The organism is Serratia sp. AS12 (genome assembly GCF_000214195.1).
GTDB classification, from domain to species: Bacteria; Pseudomonadota; Gammaproteobacteria; order Enterobacterales; family Enterobacteriaceae; genus Serratia; species Serratia plymuthica.
This window is the reverse complement of sequence record NC_015566.1, coordinates 3,223,264-3,240,903: the sequence shown is the minus strand read 5'-3', so window position 1 is coordinate 3,240,903 and position 17,640 is coordinate 3,223,264. Positions and strand designations below refer to the sequence as shown.

The window sequence follows — 17,640 nt, the reverse complement described above, 5'->3', positions numbered from 1 at the left end:
TGCTGGCTGCAAGGTTGTTTTCAATATAACGCTTGGGAAATAAGGTGGGAAATCGATTTTTCTTGTCAGTGAATAAATAAGAGGTGTGAGTAAATTAAATCGTTAATGCATTATTTTTAAATTTAACGCAGCAGCCAGAGTGATGTGGCGCGTTATTCCCTTCCTAAGAATAAAGTACACCGGCACAGTTTGCCGGCGAGTGATGAGTGTGGGTCCCGGGCTGCCGATGCGGCGCAGCGTCGAATGACGTTGCAGAAGCCGGATAGGGGCGCAACCCGGAATTTTTGCTAAGGTCCTGCGCGATTATTTCTTTTTCTTCACCACTTTCCATTTTCCGCCATCGCTGGTCTCGGTGAAGGAAACTCTAAACTTGTTGCTTTTCCAGTGGGTCAAACCGAATAATCGGCGTGCCTTGCGGTTGCTTTTCGCTTTAATCATGATATCACTCCTGTTGTTATCAGAGGTCAACGCTTCGCCCTGCAGCCAGCTGCCAGGCCGGGCGCATGTTTTTATGACGTACAGGGTCCTGCACGTAATTAATAAATACGTGGGTTAATCATTCAGTGGTTTAATAATTCGCCTATTGGATTTTTATGCCCTTTTCTCCAAAAGTTAATGGTCGATTATATTTTGTCGATGGGTCTATTCTAGGTCGGGTATTTTTTTATTCAAGCCGTGACGGACATTTGGACCTTAATCTGGACAAAAGGGCTTTATCACGCTTTTGTCCCGGTAAAGCCGGTTTATTGCCATTTTGTCTTGTGGCGGGCGGGGGCGTTGTGAGTAGCCGGTGGGGATTCAGAAAGCCATGCCGCCGATAACGCCTGCCAACTGGTCGAAGAATTCGCCGAACAGGTGCTCGCAGAACGGTGCCAGCATCGGCATCATCATGCCGATAGTCATAATGCCGATGGTCATGGTGACCGGGAAGCCAATGACGAACACCGACAGCTGCGGCGTCATGCGGTTGAGCAGGCCGAGCGCCATGTTCAGCGTCAGCAGCAGGCAGATCAGCGGCAGCGCCAGCATCATGCCGTTGATAAAAATCAGCGAGCCTACCTGGGTCAATGCTAGAAAACCGTTGCCGTTCAGCGGGGCGGGCTGGATCGGTAGGGTGTGGAAGCTGTCGGCCAGCAGGGAAATCAGCCACAGGTGGCCGTCAAAGCTCAAAAACAGCAACATCGCCAGCAGATTGAGCAGCCGCGCCAGCACCGGCGTGTTCGGTCCGCCGCTGGGATCGAAGAAGGTGGCGAAGGACAGACCCATCTGCATGCCGATCACTTCGCCGGCCAGGCGTATCGCCGCAAAGGCGAACTGCATGGTCAGCCCGAGCGCCACGCCAATCAGGATTTGCTGGGCTGCCAGCCACAAACCGGCGGCGGAGAAAATGGGAACGGCGCTGGTGGGTAGCCCGGGGGCGATCAGGATGACAATCAGCCCGCCGAGGCCGATTTTCACCTTTTTGCCGATTTGTTTTTCGCTGAACACCGGCGCGGTGCTGATCAGCGCCAGAATGCGCAGCAGCGGCCAGAAATAGTGGCTAAGCCAGACGCCGAACTGTGCGCTGTCAACGGTGAGCATGGCTAACCAATCAGATTCGGCAGGTTGCTGAACAGCGTGCGCATATAGTCCAGCAGCAGGTTCAGCATCCACGGCCCGGCAACCACGATAGTGGCGACCACCGCCAGAATTTTGGGAATGAACGACAACGTCATTTCGTTGATCTGGGTGGCGGCCTGCAGCAGGCTGACCACCAGGCCGCTGACCAGCGCGGCGAGCAGCAGCGGGGCGGACAGCGCCAGCGCCACTTTCATCGCCTCGGTGCCCAGCGCCATGACCGATTCGGGTGTCATTGTGAGTTCCTCAGTGGCTGCGTGGCGGCCACCTGAATAAATTTACGAATAAAAACTCTGCGCCAGCGAGCCGAGCAGCAATTGCCAGCCGTCCACCAACACAAACAGCATCAGTTTGAACGGCAGCGAGATGGTGGCGGGCGGCACCATCATCATCCCCAGCGCCATCAGCACGCTGGCGACCACCAGATCGATAATCAGAAACGGAATAAACACCGTGAAGCCGATTTGGAACGCGGTTTTCAGTTCGCTGGTGACGTAAGCCGGCAGCAGAATGCGCATCGGCACCGCTTCCGGCCCGGCCAGCGGCGGCTGGTTGGCGAGCCTGGCGTACAGCGCCAGATCGGTTTCACGCGTCTGGCGCAGCATAAACTCGCGCAGCGGTTGGGAACCTTTATCCAGTGCCGCGTCCAGGCTGATTTTGTCCTGGCTGAACGGCAGATAGGCGTCCTGATAGACCTTGTCGAAGACCGGCGACATGATGAAAAAGGTCAGGAACAGCGCCAGCCCGAGCATCACCTGATTCGGCGGCGCCGAGGGGGTGCCGAGCGCGTTGCGCAGCAACCCGAGCACGATGATGATGCGGGTGAAACTGGTCATCATCAGCAGCATGGCGGGCAGGAAGCTGAGTGACGTCAGCAGCACCAGCGTCTGTACCGGCAGCGACCAGCTTTGGCCGCCGTTGGCCAGCGGCTGACTGATCAGGCCGGGCAGCTGTGCCAATGCCGTCGGGCTGACAAGCAGCAGAGTGGCAGCCAGCCAGGGCATATTCTTCCCGCTTCGATAAAGCGAGGCGACACAATGAGCGATGGGTTTCATGCCGATTTTTCCGGACGTTTCAGAACTTTTTGCATCAGTTGGCGAAAATCAGCCGGTGGCGCGGCGTCGGCTGCTTCGCTATCCCGTGCTGGAGCCGGCAGCGTATGCAGCGGGGTGATTTGCTGCGCGGTTACGCCCAGCACCAGCAGGGTGTTATCCACTTCAATCACCACCACCCGCTCACGCTGCCCGACCTGGCAGCTGGCGCGCAGGTTGAGCAGTTTGCTGTTGCGCGCCTGAGGGGCAAACCCCAGGCGGCGGAACAGCCAGCCGGCCAGCAGGATAAGCAGCAGAATGCCACCCAGCGCAGTGCTGACCTGCGTCAGCACCGAACCGGCCGGCAGCGCCGGTGCGGCGGGTTGCAGTGTGCCCTGGCCGGGCACGGCGGTACCTGGGTTCATCAGCGGCTCAGGCGGCGCATGCGTTCGGATGGGGTGATGATGTCGGTGATGCGTACACCGAACTTGTCGGCCACCACCACCACTTCGCCCTGGGCGATCAGATAGCCGTTGATCAGAATGTCCAGCGGTTCACCCGCCAGCCCGTCCAACGCCACCACCGATCCCTGCGACAGGCGCAACAGCTCTTTGATGGTCATTTTGGTGCGGCCCAATTCCACGGTCAGTTTGACTGGGATATCCAGGATCAGATCGATATCCTGCAGGCTGCCGACGGCATCCTGCGCCTCCAGCGATTTGAATACCGCGTCGGTTGCGGACGTTTTGTCGGCCGCTTGCTGTTCGTTAAACGCATCAGCCCACAGATCGTCCACGGATTCCTTTCCTTCGCCAGACGGTTGCTTAGGATCACTCATTTGGGCTGTTCCTCACTCAGAGCATTCAAAATAGGGTTAATCAAATGTTCAACACGCAGGGCGTACTGCCCGTTTAACGTGCCATATTGGCTGGTCAAAACCGGTACGCCGTCCACATGGGCGATCAGGCGTTCCGGTTTATCAATCGGTAATACGTCACCCGGCTGCAGCTTCAGAATTTTTGACAGCCGCATCGGGATATCGACGAAGTTGGCAATCAGCTCCAGCTCGGAATGTTGCACCTGCTTCACCAGCGTTTCACGCCAGTGGCTGTCTTCCTGCCGCGAGTTTTCCAGCGGCGGGTTGGTCAGCAGTTCGCGCAGTGGTTCGATCATCGCGAACGGAATGCAGATGTTGAATTCACCGCTCAGCGCACCGATTTCCACCTGGAACGGTGTGGTGACCACGATGTCGTTCGGCGAGGTGGTGATATTGGTGAATTTCACCTGCATCTCGGCGCGCACGTATTCCACGTTGATCTTGTAAATCGCGCTCCAGGCGTCGCCATAGGCATCCAGCGCCAGGCGCAGCATGCGTTTGATCACCCGTTGTTCGGTTGGGGTGAACTCGCGGCCTTCCACTTTGGTCGGGAAGCGACCGTCGCCGCCGAACAGGTTATCGACGGCGATAAACACCAGGCTCGGCGCGAACACGAACAGCGCGGTGCCACGCAGCGGGTTCAGGTGCACCAGATTGAGGTTGGTGGGCACCGGCAGGTTGCGGGCAAATTCGTGATACGGCTGGATCCTGATCGGGCCGACGGTGATGTCCGGACTGCGTCGCAGCAGGTTGAACAACCCCATGCGAAACTGCCGGGCAAAACGTTCATTGATGATTTCCAGCGCGTGCAGCCGTTCGCGCACCACTCGGCGCTGGGTGGTCGGATCGTACGGCTTGACCTCGCTCTCGTTGCTGACCACCGCTTCGGGTTCATCCCCCGCGTTGTCGCCGTTGAGCAAGGCGTCGATCTCTGCCTGTGAAAGAATGCTGTCGCCCATAGTGATTACCGCAATATGAAGGCGGTGAACAGCACGTCGCTGACCACCTGCTTCGGTTGTCCCTTAACCAGCGGCGGGCTAAGCACGTCCTTAATCTGCGCCACCAGTTGCTGTTTCCCTTGCTCACTGCTCAGTTGGCCCACTTCCTGACGGGAGAGCAGCATCAACAGGCGGCTGCGTACTTCCGGTAGAAAATCGTTCATCTGGCGGCGGGTGTTTTCGTCCGGTAAGCGCAACGTCAGGCCGATATACAACACGCGATCGGGGTTGTTATCCGGCGTAACCAGATTGACGGTAAAAGTGTCCAACGGCATAAACACCGGCGCAGCCGGCGGCAGTGTTTTGGCGGCGGGTTGAGCGCCGTCTTTGTGTTGTTTCAGTTGCCACCAACTGTAGCCTGCCGCGCCGCAGGCGAGGACTGCAATCAACACCAGCAGGATGATCAGGAGAGGGCGTTTCGGTGCTGCCGGTAGGGTATTTTGAGACATAGCTAAATCAAATTCCTGTAGTGACATACCCTTCGTCTTTCAGGCCGCAGCGTTGTTGGCTGCTCGCACTCACCCCAGTCACTTACTTGAGTAAGCTCCTGGGGACTCATGCGCTGGCCGCCTAGCTGCAACTTGAAATCCATAGGGTATATATCCTTTATTTTTCAAGCTGCAACCTAAGATCTCGTAGGTATTTAGCGTGTGTAAAAGCCGCACGCACGACATATTTACCCAAAATAATTGGAGTGGCATCGCGACGGCAAGTTTGTAAGTCCCCAGGAGCATAGGTAACTATGTGACTGGGGCGCGCAAACGCAGCCAACACAGATGCAGCTTCAAGTATGACGGGTAAAGGTATTATCGCGCCTATTCCGGCGTGCAATAGCCAGAATAGGCGGGGAAAAGCGTGCCAGCTTGGACGTTTGCCGCCGCTCAGGCGAAAATATCAACGCCGCTGACGGCGCGGGCCATCGCCTGCAATTGTGTCGGGGCGATGAGGGTTTCGGCAGCCAGATCGCGTTCGCCGTGGCTATCGCGGTAGGACGGTCGGCCCTGATCGTCCGCCGTCTGCTGCTGTGCCTGTTGCCACTGTGGCGTGGACTCGCCGCCAACGCTGCTTTGCCCCAGACTGATGCCGCTTTCTGCCAGGGCATGGCGCAGTTGCGGCATGGCGGCTTCCACGGCGGCGCGCACCTGGCCGTGCGCTGAAGCGATGTGCAACTGCGCCTGGTTATCGTCCAGTTTGAGGGTGATTTGCAGTGCGCCCAGCTCCTGCGGGTGCAGGCGCAGTTCGGCGCTTTGCTGACCGTTGCGATGGAACATCAGTACCTGCTGGTTCAGCGCCTGTTGCCACTCCGGGCTGCCAAGTTGAGCATTCAATTGTGGCGTCGGCGGGGCGGTGACCAGGGAAGCGCTCGGCGTTGTCGCCACGACCGGGCTCGATATCTGCGGCACCATCAGGTGATTGACCGGTGCCTGAGGCTGGGTATCGGCGCTGAGTTTTAGCGCGGTTGTATCCGGCTGGTCATGGGCGGGCGCGGTTGGCTGTGGGCCATCGGTGCGCGCGTCAACGTTCAGCGGTTTCTCGGTCACTGGCGACGTGGCTTTTGGGGACGGCGTCATCGGGTTGACTGCGGCATTGGGCTGTTGGTTCAGCGCGACGCTCAGCAGGGCGGCAGGGTGCGCCGGGTCCTGTTCGCCGTCAAGGTTTGGCCCCGTTGCGGCCGTGGTCGGCGTGGCAGGGGTAACGGCCAGCGGCAGCATGGCGAACAGCGCCTGCAGCGTGGCGGCGTCTATTTCACCGGCGGGGCGCAAGGCGGCATCCGGTTTTTTATCCTGCGTCTTGTCATCGCCGCCCGCCGCGACTGGCGGCTGGATGTCGCTTAACAAGGAGGGCGCCAGCAGCCCATAGCGTTCACTGAAGGCGGCGAGCAGTGGGTTTAGCGGGGTGCGGCTCAGCGCCGGCGTGTTGTCATCTTCTGCTTCTGTGCTCAGCAACGTCGGCGGCAGCTTGCCCTCATCTTTGTCGGCCGGCAGCGTACGTGCGCCGAGCAGCAGGGCAAAGGCCGAGGACAACTGCGAGTCATCCATTGGCAACTGCGCGTCCGGCAGCACGCCGGCATCGCCAGGCGCTATGCTGCCCGGCAAGGCATTCAGGTTCATGGGTGTAGATTCCTTTGTGAACTGCGTTGAGCGAACTCATCCATCAGTTTTTGATCCCGTTTGTTCTCCACCTGCCGTTCTGCGCTTTGGGCGCGGGTATGCAGAGTGTCGAAGGCGTTCAGCCGCTGCTGTTTGTCCTGCCACTGTTTCATTGCGTGGTCTACCTTTTGGCCCCACTGCATCAGTTGTCGGCGGTGCTGATCGATGGCCTGCTCCAGCGTGCCGATAAACTGCTGGTAGTTTTGCCAGTGTGAAGAGTCCATTCCGTCACTCAACTGGTGATTCAGTTTCTGGCGGTACTCGTCTTGATAATTGAGCAGCATGGAAAGCTGTTGCTCGGCCGCCTGTTGCGCTTTGCGCACCTGGCCCAACTGTTGCGTAGCCTGTTCCACCGCATCCTGAGCCAGATCGCGTAGGGTAATCAGAGGTGACTGTGGTTTCATCGGGTTCAGCCTTTTGTGACGTTAAACGATCAACTGCTGTAACTGTTGACAGGCGTCGTCGTAACCGCTGCGTTCAAAAATGCCCTGCTGCAGATAGTCTTCCATCTGCGGGTACAGCGTCATGGCCTTATCCAGCAGCGGATCGCTGCCTGCTACGTAGGCGCCGACGCTGATCAGATCGCGGTTACGCTGATAACTGGCCAGCATCTGTTTGAAATTGCGCACCCGACGGTAATGTTCTTCGTCGATAAGCGAGGTCATGGCGCGACTGATAGAGGCTTCGATGTCGATCGCCGGGTAATGGCCTGCCTCTGCCAGTCGACGCGACAGCACCACGTGGCCATCGAGGATGGCGCGCGCCGAGTCGGCTATCGGATCTTGCTGGTCATCCCCTTCGGTCAGTACGGTATAAAACGCGGTGATCGACCCGCCGCCGTTGATGCCGTTGCCCGCGCGCTCCACCAGTGCCGGCAGTTTGGCGAACACCGAGGGCGGATACCCTTTGGTGGCCGGTGGCTCGCCGATAGCCAGCGCGATTTCACGTTGCGCCATGGCGTAGCGGGTGAGCGAGTCCATAATCAACAGCACGTGTTGACCACGATCGCGGAAGTCCTCGGCGATGCGTGTGGCGTAGGCGGCGCCCTGCATACGCAACAGCGGCGAGACGTCCGCCGGGGCAGCGATCACCACCGAGCGCGCTCGGCCTTCGGTGCCGAGGATATTCTCGATAAAATCTTTGACCTCGCGGCCGCGTTCGCCGATCAGACCGACGACAATCACGTCGGCCTGGGTGTAACGCGCCATCATGCCTAACAAGACGCTTTTGCCGACACCGGAGCCGGCAAACAGCCCCATGCGCTGGCCGCGCCCGACGGTCAGCAGGCCATTGATGGTGCGCACGCCGACGTCCAGCACCTGTTCGATCGGCGTACGTTGCAGCGGGTTGAACGGGGCGGTGATCAACGGCGCGCGATAGCCGGTCTCCGGCGCGGGCAGGCCGTCGAGCGGTTTGGCGCTGCCGTCCAGTACCCGGCCCAGCAGCGCCGGGCCGAGCGGCAGTTGCTTGCCGGCGCTTTGCCCTTCCGGCGCAATGCGGGCGTAAACCCGAGCGCCGGGCACGATGCCTTCCACTTCTTCCAGCGGCATCAGGAACAGCCGCTGGCCGTTAAAACCGACCACTTCGCTTTCCACTTCCTGCACCTCACCGCCGGTGTGACGTTCGATCAGGCAGGTGGCGCCGATCGGCAATTGCAGCCCGGTGGCTTCCAGTACCAACCCGGTGGCTCGTGTCAGGCGGCCGTAGCGGCGAACCGTAGGTGTGCAAGCGATGCGTTTTTCCAGCGTATCCAGCGAGGACAGCCAGCGGCCGAGGCGAGCGGTCATTACACGTCTCCCGGCGCAGCCAGGCGGCAGAGTTCGTGCCAGCGCGTCGCCAGGCTGGCATCGAGATCGCCTTCTTCGGCGCTGACCTTGCAGCCGCCGGGATGCAGTTGACCGTCCGCCAACAGCCGCCAGCCGTGCAGGCTGAGCGTGGCACCCAGTTGTTGTTCGATACGTTGATAGTCGTCCGGGTGCACGCGCAACTGTGGCTTGCCGCTGAACATCGGCTCTTGCTGGATCAACTGCTGGATCTGCGCCAGCAGGGCGGTACCGTCACATACCGGCGGCTGACCGAGCACCTGTTTGGCGGCGGTCAGCGCCAACTGCATCAAACGCGAGGCGATCACGCTGTCGAGTGCATCGAGCGTGTGCTGAAATTCGGTGATCAGTTGCTGCCAGTGCGCGGTCAGTGGCTGTTGTTGTTGCTGCGCCTCCCGCAACCCCTGCTGGCGGCCCTCTTCCATGCCGGCCTGGAGACCCGCTTCATAGCCTTTTTGCTGGCCGTCGGCATAGCCCAGCTGTTGGCCTTGCTGCTCCGCTTGCAGGCGCAACTGGAGCAACTGCTGTTGCCGTTCAGCGCCTTCGTCCAGTGGCGCGGCGTCCGTTTCAATGGGCGGCAAAGGTGCGATTGCCGGTTTAGGCTCCAGCAGATCGTTGAGTGACCAGGGCTGCCAGGGCAGGGTGTTAATGCGATCAGACATAGGTGTCCTCGCCACCGCCGATAATCATTTCGCCGCTCTCCGCCAATCGGCGGACAACCAGCAGGATGGCTTTCTGTTCGTTCTCCACCTGCGACATGCGCATCGGGCCACGGTTGGCCAGATCGTCGCGCAGAATGTCGGCGGCGCGTTGCGACATGTTTTTGAGGAACTTCTCGCGCAACGGCTGTTCCGCGCCTTTGAGCGCAACCAGCAGCGATTCGCCTTCCACTTCCTGCAACAGGCGCTGGATGCTGCGATCGTCGACTTCCACCAGATTTTCGAACAGGAACATCTCGTCGATGATCTTCTGCGCCAGCTCACCGTCGTATTCGCGCATGGCATCGATAACGGCTTCTTCCTGCTGGGTTTTCATCAGGTTGATAATCTCGGCTGCGGTGCGTACGCCGCCCATCTTGCTGCGCTTGAGGTTCTGGCCATCGAGCAGGTTGTTCAGCACCTCGGTCAGTTCCGCCAACGCCGCCGGTTGCACACCGCCGAAGGTGGCGATGCGCAGCATCACGTCGTTGCGCAGGCGTTCGTCGAACAGCGCCAGGATGTCCGCCGCCTGGCCGCGCTTCAGATGGACCAGAATGGTAGCGATGATTTGCGGATGCTCGTCGCGGATCAGATCGGCGGCGCTCATCGGCTCCATAAAGTTGAGGGTTTCCATGCCGGTGGTGGTCTCGCGCGATTCGAGAATGTCCTCCAACAGGCTGGAGGCACGCTCTTCACCCAGGGCTTTGACCAGCACCGAGCGCAGGTAGTCGCTGGCATTGACGCTCAGCGCTGCGTACTGTTCGGCATCGTCTTCGAACTCGCTCAGGACTTCGCCCAGCTGTTTGTGCGAGACCTGGCTCATGCTGGCCATGGTGCCGCTGAGCTGCTGCACTTCACGCGAGGAGAGGTGTTTGAACACCTCGGCGGCGCGATCTTCACCCAGCGTCATCAGCAGGATGGCGCTTTTTTCGGTTCCGGTCAGACTCATAATTCGTTACTCATCCATTGGCGGATTACCAGAGCGACCACGCGCGGGTCTTTATCAGCCAGATCACGGATCCGCTGGCTCTGGACTTCTGCACTGACGCGCTGCTGCGATTTTCTGTGCTGCGCCAGCTCCTCATTGCTCGGTTTATTGTTGTCAGCCGGCTTGGTCATCGGTGCGTTGGCGGCGGCGAGCGCGGCCTGTTGCACTGCCTGACGGTTTTGCAGTTGCGGGCGTACCAGCTTGCGCCACAGCAGCCAGGCCGCCAGCAAGACCAGCAGATAGCGACCGGCATCGAACAGACGATCGATAAAGCTCTGGGTTTGCCAGAACGGCAGTTCGCCACCGGTGACTTCGGTATCGGTAAACGGCGTGTTGACCACGTTCAGGGTATCGCCGCGGCTGCTGGAGAAGCCCATGGATTCACGCACCAGCGATTCGATCTGCGCCAGTTGCTCTTTGCTCATCGGCAAGGGTTTGCCGTCTTTATCGACGCCGCGATAGTTGACCACCACCGCCACCGACAGCCGCTGTACCGTCCCGGCCTTTTGCTGAGTGTGGCGGATGGTGCGATCGACCTCATAGTTGGTGGTTTCATCGCGACGGGTATTCTGTGGCCCGCTGCCGTTGGCTGCAGTGCTGCGGGTGGCGGTGGCGTTAGGTTTGGCGCCGGTGGCGTTATTGCCGGCAGCGTTGGGTTTGGCGGTTTCTATCGGCGCAGTCGCCGGCGCGCTAGGCTGATTGGAGAGCGCACCCGGTACGCCGCCGACCTGCGGCCCGCCAAGCTGTTCGCTCTGGCTCATTTGCTGAGAGCGCACGGCGGCCTGATTCGGCAGTTGGTTTGGCTGGTATTCTTCGTCGGTTTGCTCGCGGGTGGCGAAATCGATCTGCGCGGTGACCTGGGCTCGTACGTTATTGCCGCCGACCATCGGCGCCAGAATCGCCTCGATGCGGCGCTGGTAGCGGTTTTCCACTTCGTTGGCGTATTTCAGTTGTGCCGCGTTCAGATCGCGACCGGCGCCGTCAGACTGGGTCAGCAGGCGACCAGCCTGATCGACCACCGTGACGTTGCCCGGCGGCAATCCGGCCACGCTGCTCGAGACCATATAAACGATAGCGTTGATCTGGCCGTCATCCAGCGCCCGGCCGGGTTGCAGCGTCAGGGTGACGGAGGCGGAAGGGGATTTCTGCTCGCGGACAAACAGCGAAGGCTTGGGCAGCGCCAGATGCACCCGGGCGTTTTGTACCGGCCCCAGTGACTCGATGGTGCGGGACAGTTCACCTTCCAGCGCACGCTGATAGTTAATCTGCTCGCTAAACTGGCTGATGCCGAATTTTTCCTGATCCAGCAATTCGAAGCCCACCGCACCACCTTTCGGCAATCCCTGCTGCGCCAGACGCAGGCGGGTTTCATGGACCTTATCGGCCGGTATCATCAACGCAGCACCGTTTTCGGCAAACCGATAAGGGATATTCATCTGCGTCAATTGGGTAACGATGGCACCGCCGTCGCGATCGTTAAGATTGCTGTACAGCACGCGGTAATCCGGGCTTTTCGCCCATAACAGCAACGCGACCACAATGGCGATTGCCGCGGAAGCGGCGATCAGCAGCGGGATTTTCGGGTTGGCGCGCAGGCGGTTCCACAGGGCTTGCAGGCCATTTTCGCGGCTTTCGGTGGCGGTTATTGAAGCACTCATTTTATCCCGTGTCCTTCAATGTCGCTCAGTACCCGGTGCAAGCCACGGCGTAGCTCCCTGCCAGGCTGATGAACGGTGTGGTTAGCGTTGTGTGGTGACAAAACAGACTCCCTGATACACATATCTTCTAAATAGCGGCGCTCCCATTTCTGGGCGTGCCATTATTTGCCCTTAACGGCGATTTTGATGGGCCGATAAGCCGGGTTTTTTGCAGTTAATTAACCGCTTTAGGATAAAAATGCTGTGGTAGGCTCCTCAGCATCAAAGTAGTGCCTGATGAAAACACATCCGGCAGCAGAGTCTTTATTGAGGTCATAATGGCAATTCAGGGGATTGAAGGGGTATTGCAACAATTGCAGGCCGCGGCGATTCAGGCGGGGCAGATTGACCAAGGCTCAGCGTCGCAGGGTGTCAGCTTTGCCGGCGAGCTGAAAGCGGCTATCGGCAAGATCAGCGAGACCCAGCAGGCTGCGCGCAAACAGGCGCAAGACTTCGAGCTGGGCGCGCCGGGCGTCAGCCTGAACGACGTGATGGTCGATCTGCAAAAATCGTCCATCTCGCTGCAAATGGGCGTGCAGGTGCGTAATAAGCTGGTTTCCGCCTATCAGGAAGTAATGAATATGGCGGTGTGATGGGTTGAGGTCTTTGAAATCGTGAACAAATTTCATGCCCGCCGAGAGTCTCGGGGCAAGGCTGGGGAAAATGCCAATGCGGAAACATTTTAAATAGTGATTTAATTCTACTAATTAATTGATTTTAATAATTTTATTTTCCAGGGCTACCGTGCTAATTTTTCCCATTATGAATGGAATCTAATTGGCATTGGCAGGTGAAAATGGAAAAAGCGAAGGCGATGAAATCGCTTGAAAATGATATTGCCGTAGAACTCCTGGAAAGGAGCAAATTGTACTTTGAGTATCAAGAGACTCAATATGCAGCGGCTTTGGACAGGATACGAAAGCTGGAGGAAAAGGGACTTAAGGTTTTTGCATCTTTGAGCGTGATAGTTACTGCGTTTATCTTGATCGTCAGATTTACAGCGGCATTGCTGCTGAATCAGAAGTTTGCCGCACTTAACATGCTCACATGTATAGCTGGTTTTTTTTACCTTTCTTTGCCTTTGTAGCGCATGGAGCTTTGTTTTCAGAGCTGTCTTGCTAAAAGATATCCCCAAGTTGCCAACCAACCATCAGAAAATGGAAAGTGTTTTTCTGGATAACCCAAGAGATTCAACGTACGTAGGATTGGCAAAACAGTACTCTAAGGCAACATTGAAGATCGAAGAAACGCAGGGTGATAAGGCTAAGCTGATCGGCTTATCATTCAGGGAGATGGCGTTTACGGCATGGAGCTTTTTGGTATTTGTTATACTTGTAGTAGCATTAGCTTTCTGTAACTCTGGAGGTTGATATGACCGTGCGACATAAAAGCGTGCCTGGGGAAGCGAGCACTGATAGGCAGGGTAAAGGGTTCACGCATACTTCTGCCGCCTCAATGGGATATATCGGCAGACCGAGAGAAGCCGAAATCCCGGAGCTTGAGGTCAGCCTGGAAAGCCTTGATTCTCTCCTGAAGAGAGAACGGCAGGTTAAGGCCTGACTTAAAAAACCACCGATGGTGGTTTTTTTTGCTTTTTAACGGCAAAACCGAAAACCGCACTCGGTAATCGCCCGAGTAAACGCATAAAAAACATGCTTTGTCTCAAATTGCTGAACTTATTGCTGGATTATAATTGTGCGAGTTTAAGACACTTTAATTATCAGGTAATAAAAATGAGCAGCAAAAGTGAGAGCAGATGGCGGTTTTTCAGTGTGTTAATACTGATCGTTTTAGTTGGATTGATCACGGTATTAATTAAACAAAGTTAAATCATCATTGGCCACTGCGCGTGGCCTTGCTGATTTATTTCCCCGCCAGCATCCGCATCGCGTCTTCTTCGTACAACAGACCCATAAGCCACAGGCCGACAAGCAACACGGCAAGGGAAAGCAGCCATTTTTCGTTGAGCACCGTTGATTCACCTCTGGCGGTATTAAGGTTCGCCGATGCTATCGCACTTGGCCATTTTCCGCTAACGCCGGGTGCATAAACGGTGAGTTCATTGTGCAATGATTTAATTTGCAGGATGGACATCACTCCGGGTCCTCCATCAGGCTGAGGCGATAGGGTTGGATCGCGCCGGGCTCCATGATCCGCTGATGCCCGCGAATGGCCGTTGGCGCAAAACCGAAACGTTTGCGGAAACGCTCGGCAAACCGCGAAGAACTTTCATAACCGACGTGCTGGGAGATGGCGGATATTGGCCAATCGGTAGATTGCAGCAACGCCAGCGCGCTGCTCATGCGCACGTCGATCATCAAATCGCGCAACGCGGTGTTTTCTAAAGAAAGTTTGCGTCTCAGCATGACCTCGCTCATTGACAGACTTTCCGCCACTTTGGCCGCCGTCCAGATGCTATGCGGATCGGTCGCCAGGCAGCGGCGTACCCGCTGCGTTAAATCGCGCGCCTCGTTATGCATAAAGCTTACGTTGAATTGCTTCAGCCAGAGCAGGATTTCCAGCATCTTGTGGCGGATGATGATCGGCGGGAAACGGTGTTTAAGCGCCATCGCCAGGCTGGTGGTATCAAAACTGTGCATCAGCGCACAGGGCAGGTTGCGTAAGGCCAACACCGCGTCGAACGCGGGCTGAGGGGCGGTTTCAGCGGGAGTTTGCTGTACGTGGAACAACAGAGGATCGCAGATAAGCAACTGACAACTGAATATGCCCTCATTGGAAAGGCCATTAATTATATCCACGGTTTGCCCCCCGCCGATAATCAACAGTTCTCCCGCATGAGCCACCACTTCATGCTGTTGCCAGCGCACGCGTTTGTGGCCTTGCTGTACCAGATACAGATGGGGTTGCTCAAAATAAACTGAAGGGAATAATAATTCAGTATGCTGAATGATGTGCGCAGAGGCACCAATCCCAGGACAAAGATTAATTGTACGTTCCATCGATATTCATTTCGCAGCCATTATCTGGGAATATCTTTACGCTTTGATGGGCGTCGGAGCAACATTTTTCCATGCGTTGTGAAACACAACGACGTGTTTTATCTATCAAAAATCAATTTCCTGCTGAACAGAAAACGTCCGTGTCGGAGCGATATTTATCCGTATCCTAGGGGCGCTGCATGCCACCCCCGCGTTAGCCGGGGCGAATATATTCGCCCCTACGGAGTCTGGGTGATGAATGTGATGGGTATGAACAATTCAAATATCATGGATTAATATCCTGACTTAATCGGGTGTAAATAGCGTATGGTGCTATTTATCCATAAAATGTCGTTATTATAACCGGATCACCTGACTTGCGGTTCTCCTAATAGCAGGGCGCGATCGTGAAACTGACCGTAGGTGCTGTTGACCACGCTTTGGCGCGTCGATTGGCCAATCAATTCTTTCAACTGGTCCATGCGACGTTGCAACAGGCGCTTCAGCTCGTTTTCGTTGTCCAGGATCTGCTGCAGCTTATTGCGCAACGATTCCTGCAGCGCCATCGATGGCCCGGCTTTGCCGGTAAAAACGGTGGTTTTCTCTACCGCCTGAACGTAGGCCAGCTCCAGCTCGACCAGGTCTTCCCATCTTTCCGTTTGCGCCAGCGCGAGCATTTGGCTGCTCAGGCTATAAATTTGCTGATACGCGGCTAGCAGTTGCTGTTGACGTTCCATTATACGGCGTCCTGAGAAGGGTGATAATTGGGACCAATCTGGCGCCAGGCGTCAGCAATATTTTCCAGCAGCTTGACCACTTCGGCGATCGCCGCTTCGTCGTTATGCAGATTGGCCTGCATCAGGCGACGTTTCATATAGTCATACAGCGCGGCCAGATTATCGGCCATCTCGCCACCTTGATCGTGGTCGAGACCGTTTTTCAGGCCGTTATCAATAATGTTGATGGCTTTTGATATAGCCAGCCCTTTGCCGGCAATATCACCCTGATTCATCAGAATGCGTGCGCGTAACAGGGCGCTGAGCGCCCCGTCGAAAAGCATCACGATTAACTGGTGCGGGCTGGCACTCATTACGCCACTTTCCAAACTGACCTGGGCGTAGGCCTTAGTTCCGCTACGGTTATACATGCGATTTATTACCTGGTTAAAAAGTTCTTATTTGGATGAGAACTGTTGGTTTAAATAATTACTGGTGCCATTAAGTTTGGACATCATGGTATCGAGTTGAACAAACTGTTGTTTATAGCGGTCTATGGTGTTCTGAATACTTTCTGTCACGCGGGTAATTTGCGTATTCAGGCGATCGAGATTGGTGTTGATACTCTTGGTCGCATTCTCGAGCACACCGCCGGCTTTAATATAATTTTGAATTTCATTGTGGATTTCGGTCGCCATGCCGGTATCCGTGCCGTTGCCGGCAAAGAAATTCGCCACCTGGGCGGGTTTCTCATCGATGGCTTTTTTCAGTTTCTCGCTATCGAGCTCGAGCTTGCCGGTTTTCACATTGGTGGTGATCCCCAGATTGCCCAGTCCCTTCAGCTCCGGGTTGTCCTGAGCCGAGCTAAGCGCGCTTTTGATTGAGGATTGAATGCCGCGCAGGGTATTGTCGCCCAGCAGTGCGCCGTTTTTCGCCGATTGCTCTTCGCCGCTTTTCACCGGGGTAAACTTGGACAGCGAATTAAAGGTGTCCAGCAGCGAGTTATAGCTGTCGACCCAGCTTTTGATTTTATCGGCGGAGCCGGTTTTATCGTTGCTGATCACCAGGTTTTGCGGTTCATCGACCTTGGTCTTGGTTTTCAGATCCAGCGTTACGCCTTGCAGGGCATCGGCAATGGTGTTGGTGCTGCGTTGGATCTCCGTGCCGTTAACCTTGATTTTGGCATCCTGCGCGGGAACCGTCTGCTTCATGGCACCGCTGGGGATGCTGGAGTCGTAGCTCAGAATGTCGTTCAGCGCATCGTCATTATTGACCTTGACCGACATCTTGTTGCTTTCGCCGGTGGTCGAGGAACTTAACGCCAACTGATACTTGTTATCGCCAACGCGCATGATGCTGGCGCTGACGCCCGCTTTCGCGCCGTTGATCGCATCGCGCATTTCCAGCAGCGAGGTTTGATCGTCATTCAAAGGGATATTAACGGTCTTGGCCGGGTTGCCCTGGGTAATGCTGATGGTGCGGCCGCTGGCGCCGGAGGTGCCGAGTTCGGTGGTTTGATCGCTAATGGTCGCCTGAGTCGTCAGCGTCTGTGGCTGCGCCAGCTGTTCAACTTCGACCACATAGTTGCCCGGTACCGCTTTGGCATTGGTGGTAATGGTGAACTGATCGTGAGTGCTGGCGGTGGTGTTATTAAAGAAATCCGGTTTGGCCAGATCTTTGCTCAGGGTATCAAACTTCTCCAGCGAGCCTTTCAGGGTGCCGTAAGCGGTCAATTTGGCGTTGTAACTGGTCTGCTGGGTGGTGTAGGGCGTCAGGCGTTGCTGCTCCGCTTTGGTCAGCTTGTCCAGCAAGCCGTTGAGGTCGAGTCCTGAGCCGATGCCTAATGAACTGATCGATGCCATTCGTAATTCTCCTTGATAATGACTTTATTCGCTTTACGCGTTTATCGGCCCAGTGGAGAAAAAGTTTACTGAAAAAATAAAAAACCGATGGCGCAATAGAGGAAGGAAAAACAGCGTTATTTATGCCATTGCCGGAAAGCGAAAAAAAAATAAAAAATTTCTAAAGGTTGCAGGGGGAGGGCCGATACCTGATGGGACGGTGGTTGACGCCGTGGGCAACGAAGCCCGAACCTTTTAACCGTGA

At 56.5% G+C, this 17,640-nt stretch carries 21 protein-coding genes; 2 read left to right on the top strand and 19 right to left on the bottom strand.

Annotated features, from left to right (window positions below; all coding sequences use genetic code 11):
- Nucleotides 1-303: 303 nt before the first annotated feature.
- From sra to fliF, 14 genes are all read right to left on the bottom strand, one after another.
- A complete protein-coding gene (sra, locus tag SERAS12_RS26545; protein ID WP_013813483.1) occupies nt 304-438 on the bottom strand; it encodes a stationary-phase-induced ribosome-associated protein in 135 nt (44 codons plus the stop codon).
- A 360-nt stretch (nt 439-798) separates the two neighbouring features.
- Nucleotides 799-1,581 carry a flagellar biosynthetic protein FliR gene (gene fliR, locus SERAS12_RS15185; RefSeq protein WP_004946070.1) on the bottom strand — a complete coding sequence of 261 codons (783 nt, stop codon included), beginning with the start codon at nt 1,579-1,581 and terminating at the stop codon, nt 799-801.
- A 2-nt stretch (nt 1,582-1,583) separates the two neighbouring features.
- The gene (fliQ, locus tag SERAS12_RS15180; RefSeq protein ID WP_004946069.1) at nt 1,584-1,853 is read right to left on the bottom strand and encodes a flagellar biosynthesis protein FliQ; all 270 of its coding nucleotides are present in this window, start codon (nt 1,851-1,853) and stop codon (nt 1,584-1,586) included.
- Between the two features lie 42 nt (nt 1,854-1,895).
- Nucleotides 1,896-2,621: a flagellar type III secretion system pore protein FliP gene (gene fliP, locus SERAS12_RS15175; protein ID WP_013813482.1), complete on the bottom strand. Its 726-nt coding sequence runs from the start codon at nt 2,619-2,621 to the stop codon at nt 1,896-1,898.
- 47 nt (nt 2,622-2,668) lie between these two features.
- A complete protein-coding gene (gene fliO, locus SERAS12_RS15170) occupies nt 2,669-3,073 on the bottom strand; it encodes a flagellar biosynthetic protein FliO (protein ID WP_013813481.1) in 405 nt (134 codons plus the stop codon).
- Nucleotides 3,073-3,486 carry a flagellar motor switch protein FliN gene (fliN, locus tag SERAS12_RS15165; protein WP_013813480.1) on the bottom strand — a complete coding sequence of 138 codons (414 nt, stop codon included), beginning with the start codon at nt 3,484-3,486 and terminating at the stop codon, nt 3,073-3,075. Before fliN ends, fliO begins: the two co-directional genes overlap by 1 nt.
- Complete coding sequence (gene fliM / locus SERAS12_RS15160; protein ID WP_013813479.1) at nt 3,483-4,484, bottom strand: flagellar motor switch protein FliM; 1,002 nt, start codon at nt 4,482-4,484, stop codon at nt 3,483-3,485. Before fliM ends, fliN begins: the two co-directional genes overlap by 4 nt.
- Before the next feature lie 5 nt (nt 4,485-4,489).
- Nucleotides 4,490-4,972, bottom strand: a complete 483-nt coding sequence (fliL, locus tag SERAS12_RS15155; protein WP_013813478.1) for a flagellar basal body-associated protein FliL — start codon at nt 4,970-4,972, stop codon at nt 4,490-4,492.
- A 432-nt stretch (nt 4,973-5,404) separates the two neighbouring features.
- Nucleotides 5,405-6,634, bottom strand: a complete 1,230-nt coding sequence (locus tag SERAS12_RS15150; protein WP_013813476.1) for a flagellar hook-length control protein FliK — start codon at nt 6,632-6,634, stop codon at nt 5,405-5,407.
- Nucleotides 6,631-7,077, bottom strand: coding sequence for a flagellar export protein FliJ (gene fliJ, locus SERAS12_RS15145; protein ID WP_006326110.1), 447 nt, complete (start codon nt 7,075-7,077; stop codon nt 6,631-6,633). Before fliJ ends, SERAS12_RS15150 begins: the two co-directional genes overlap by 4 nt.
- A 21-nt stretch (nt 7,078-7,098) precedes the next feature.
- Entirely contained in the window at nt 7,099-8,460 is a 1,362-nt protein-coding gene (fliI, locus tag SERAS12_RS15140; protein WP_013813475.1) for a flagellar protein export ATPase FliI, read from the bottom strand.
- Nucleotides 8,460-9,158, bottom strand: coding sequence for a flagellar assembly protein FliH (gene fliH, locus SERAS12_RS15135; protein ID WP_013813474.1), 699 nt, complete (start codon nt 9,156-9,158; stop codon nt 8,460-8,462). Before fliH ends, fliI begins: the two co-directional genes overlap by 1 nt.
- Nucleotides 9,151-10,143 carry a flagellar motor switch protein FliG gene (gene fliG, locus SERAS12_RS15130; protein WP_013813473.1) on the bottom strand — a complete coding sequence of 331 codons (993 nt, stop codon included), beginning with the start codon at nt 10,141-10,143 and terminating at the stop codon, nt 9,151-9,153. The genes fliH and fliG overlap by 8 nt, the downstream gene beginning before the upstream one ends.
- Nucleotides 10,140-11,840 carry a flagellar basal-body MS-ring/collar protein FliF gene (fliF, locus tag SERAS12_RS15125; protein WP_013813472.1) on the bottom strand — a complete coding sequence of 567 codons (1,701 nt, stop codon included), beginning with the start codon at nt 11,838-11,840 and terminating at the stop codon, nt 10,140-10,142. Before fliF ends, fliG begins: the two co-directional genes overlap by 4 nt.
- 317 nt (nt 11,841-12,157) lie before the next feature.
- On the opposite strand from fliF, the gene fliE reads away from it, so the two are divergent.
- Nucleotides 12,158-12,472, top strand: a complete 315-nt coding sequence (gene fliE / locus SERAS12_RS15120; protein WP_013813471.1) for a flagellar hook-basal body complex protein FliE — start codon at nt 12,158-12,160, stop codon at nt 12,470-12,472.
- A 203-nt stretch (nt 12,473-12,675) separates the two neighbouring features.
- A complete protein-coding gene (locus SERAS12_RS15115) occupies nt 12,676-12,966 on the top strand; it encodes a hypothetical protein (protein ID WP_013813470.1) in 291 nt (96 codons plus the stop codon).
- A gap of 776 nt (nt 12,967-13,742) precedes the next feature.
- Here SERAS12_RS15115 and SERAS12_RS15100 read toward each other — a convergent pair.
- The 5 genes from SERAS12_RS15100 to fliD form a co-directional block, all read right to left on the bottom strand.
- Nucleotides 13,743-13,973 carry a hypothetical protein gene (locus SERAS12_RS15100; RefSeq protein WP_013813468.1) on the bottom strand — a complete coding sequence of 77 codons (231 nt, stop codon included), beginning with the start codon at nt 13,971-13,973 and terminating at the stop codon, nt 13,743-13,745.
- A complete protein-coding gene (locus tag SERAS12_RS15095; RefSeq protein ID WP_013813467.1) occupies nt 13,973-14,839 on the bottom strand; it encodes an AraC family transcriptional regulator in 867 nt (288 codons plus the stop codon). Before SERAS12_RS15095 ends, SERAS12_RS15100 begins: the two co-directional genes overlap by 1 nt.
- A 347-nt stretch (nt 14,840-15,186) precedes the next feature.
- On the bottom strand, nt 15,187-15,555 hold the full coding sequence (gene fliT, locus SERAS12_RS15090) for a flagella biosynthesis regulatory protein FliT (protein ID WP_013813466.1): 369 nt from the start codon (nt 15,553-15,555) through the stop codon (nt 15,187-15,189).
- Nucleotides 15,555-15,965: a flagellar export chaperone FliS gene (fliS, locus tag SERAS12_RS15085; RefSeq protein WP_004945956.1), complete on the bottom strand. Its 411-nt coding sequence runs from the start codon at nt 15,963-15,965 to the stop codon at nt 15,555-15,557. The genes fliT and fliS overlap by 1 nt, the downstream gene beginning before the upstream one ends.
- Nucleotides 15,966-15,992: 27 nt before the next feature.
- Complete coding sequence (gene fliD / locus SERAS12_RS15080) at nt 15,993-17,396, bottom strand: flagellar filament capping protein FliD (protein ID WP_013813465.1); 1,404 nt, start codon at nt 17,394-17,396, stop codon at nt 15,993-15,995.
- Nucleotides 17,397-17,640: the final 244 nt, after the last annotated feature.

Excerpts from the sequence above, each read along its gene's own strand:
- sra (WP_013813483.1), bottom strand. The coding sequence starts at position 438 with ATGATTAAAGCGAAAAGCAACCGCAAGGCACGCCGATTATTCGGTTTG.
- fliR (WP_004946070.1), bottom strand. The coding sequence starts at position 1,581 with ATGCTCACCGTTGACAGCGCACAGTTCGGCGTCTGGCTTAGCCACTAT.
- fliQ (WP_004946069.1), bottom strand. The coding sequence starts at position 1,853 with ATGACACCCGAATCGGTCATGGCGCTGGGCACCGAGGCGATGAAAGTG.
- fliP (WP_013813482.1), bottom strand. The coding sequence starts at position 2,621 with ATGCCCTGGCTGGCTGCCACTCTGCTGCTTGTCAGCCCGACGGCATTG.
- fliO (WP_013813481.1), bottom strand. The coding sequence starts at position 3,073 with ATGAACCCAGGTACCGCCGTGCCCGGCCAGGGCACACTGCAACCCGCC.
- fliN (WP_013813480.1), bottom strand. The coding sequence starts at position 3,486 with ATGAGTGATCCTAAGCAACCGTCTGGCGAAGGAAAGGAATCCGTGGAC.
- fliM (WP_013813479.1), bottom strand. The coding sequence starts at position 4,484 with ATGGGCGACAGCATTCTTTCACAGGCAGAGATCGACGCCTTGCTCAAC.
- fliL (WP_013813478.1), bottom strand. The coding sequence starts at position 4,972 with ATGTCTCAAAATACCCTACCGGCAGCACCGAAACGCCCTCTCCTGATC.
- SERAS12_RS15150 (WP_013813476.1), bottom strand. The coding sequence starts at position 6,634 with ATGAACCTGAATGCCTTGCCGGGCAGCATAGCGCCTGGCGATGCCGGC.
- fliJ (WP_006326110.1), bottom strand. The coding sequence starts at position 7,077 with ATGAAACCACAGTCACCTCTGATTACCCTACGCGATCTGGCTCAGGAT.
- fliI (WP_013813475.1), bottom strand. The coding sequence starts at position 8,460 with ATGACCGCTCGCCTCGGCCGCTGGCTGTCCTCGCTGGATACGCTGGAA.
- fliH (WP_013813474.1), bottom strand. The coding sequence starts at position 9,158 with ATGTCTGATCGCATTAACACCCTGCCCTGGCAGCCCTGGTCACTCAAC.
- fliG (WP_013813473.1), bottom strand. The coding sequence starts at position 10,143 with ATGAGTCTGACCGGAACCGAAAAAAGCGCCATCCTGCTGATGACGCTG.
- fliF (WP_013813472.1), bottom strand. The coding sequence starts at position 11,840 with ATGAGTGCTTCAATAACCGCCACCGAAAGCCGCGAAAATGGCCTGCAA.
- fliE (WP_013813471.1), top strand. The coding sequence starts at position 12,158 with ATGGCAATTCAGGGGATTGAAGGGGTATTGCAACAATTGCAGGCCGCG.
- SERAS12_RS15115 (WP_013813470.1), top strand. The coding sequence starts at position 12,676 with ATGGAAAAAGCGAAGGCGATGAAATCGCTTGAAAATGATATTGCCGTA.
- SERAS12_RS15100 (WP_013813468.1), bottom strand. The coding sequence starts at position 13,973 with ATGTCCATCCTGCAAATTAAATCATTGCACAATGAACTCACCGTTTAT.
- SERAS12_RS15095 (WP_013813467.1), bottom strand. The coding sequence starts at position 14,839 with ATGGAACGTACAATTAATCTTTGTCCTGGGATTGGTGCCTCTGCGCAC.
- fliT (WP_013813466.1), bottom strand. The coding sequence starts at position 15,555 with ATGGAACGTCAACAGCAACTGCTAGCCGCGTATCAGCAAATTTATAGC.
- fliS (WP_004945956.1), bottom strand. The coding sequence starts at position 15,965 with ATGTATAACCGTAGCGGAACTAAGGCCTACGCCCAGGTCAGTTTGGAA.
- fliD (WP_013813465.1), bottom strand. The coding sequence starts at position 17,396 with ATGGCATCGATCAGTTCATTAGGCATCGGCTCAGGACTCGACCTCAAC.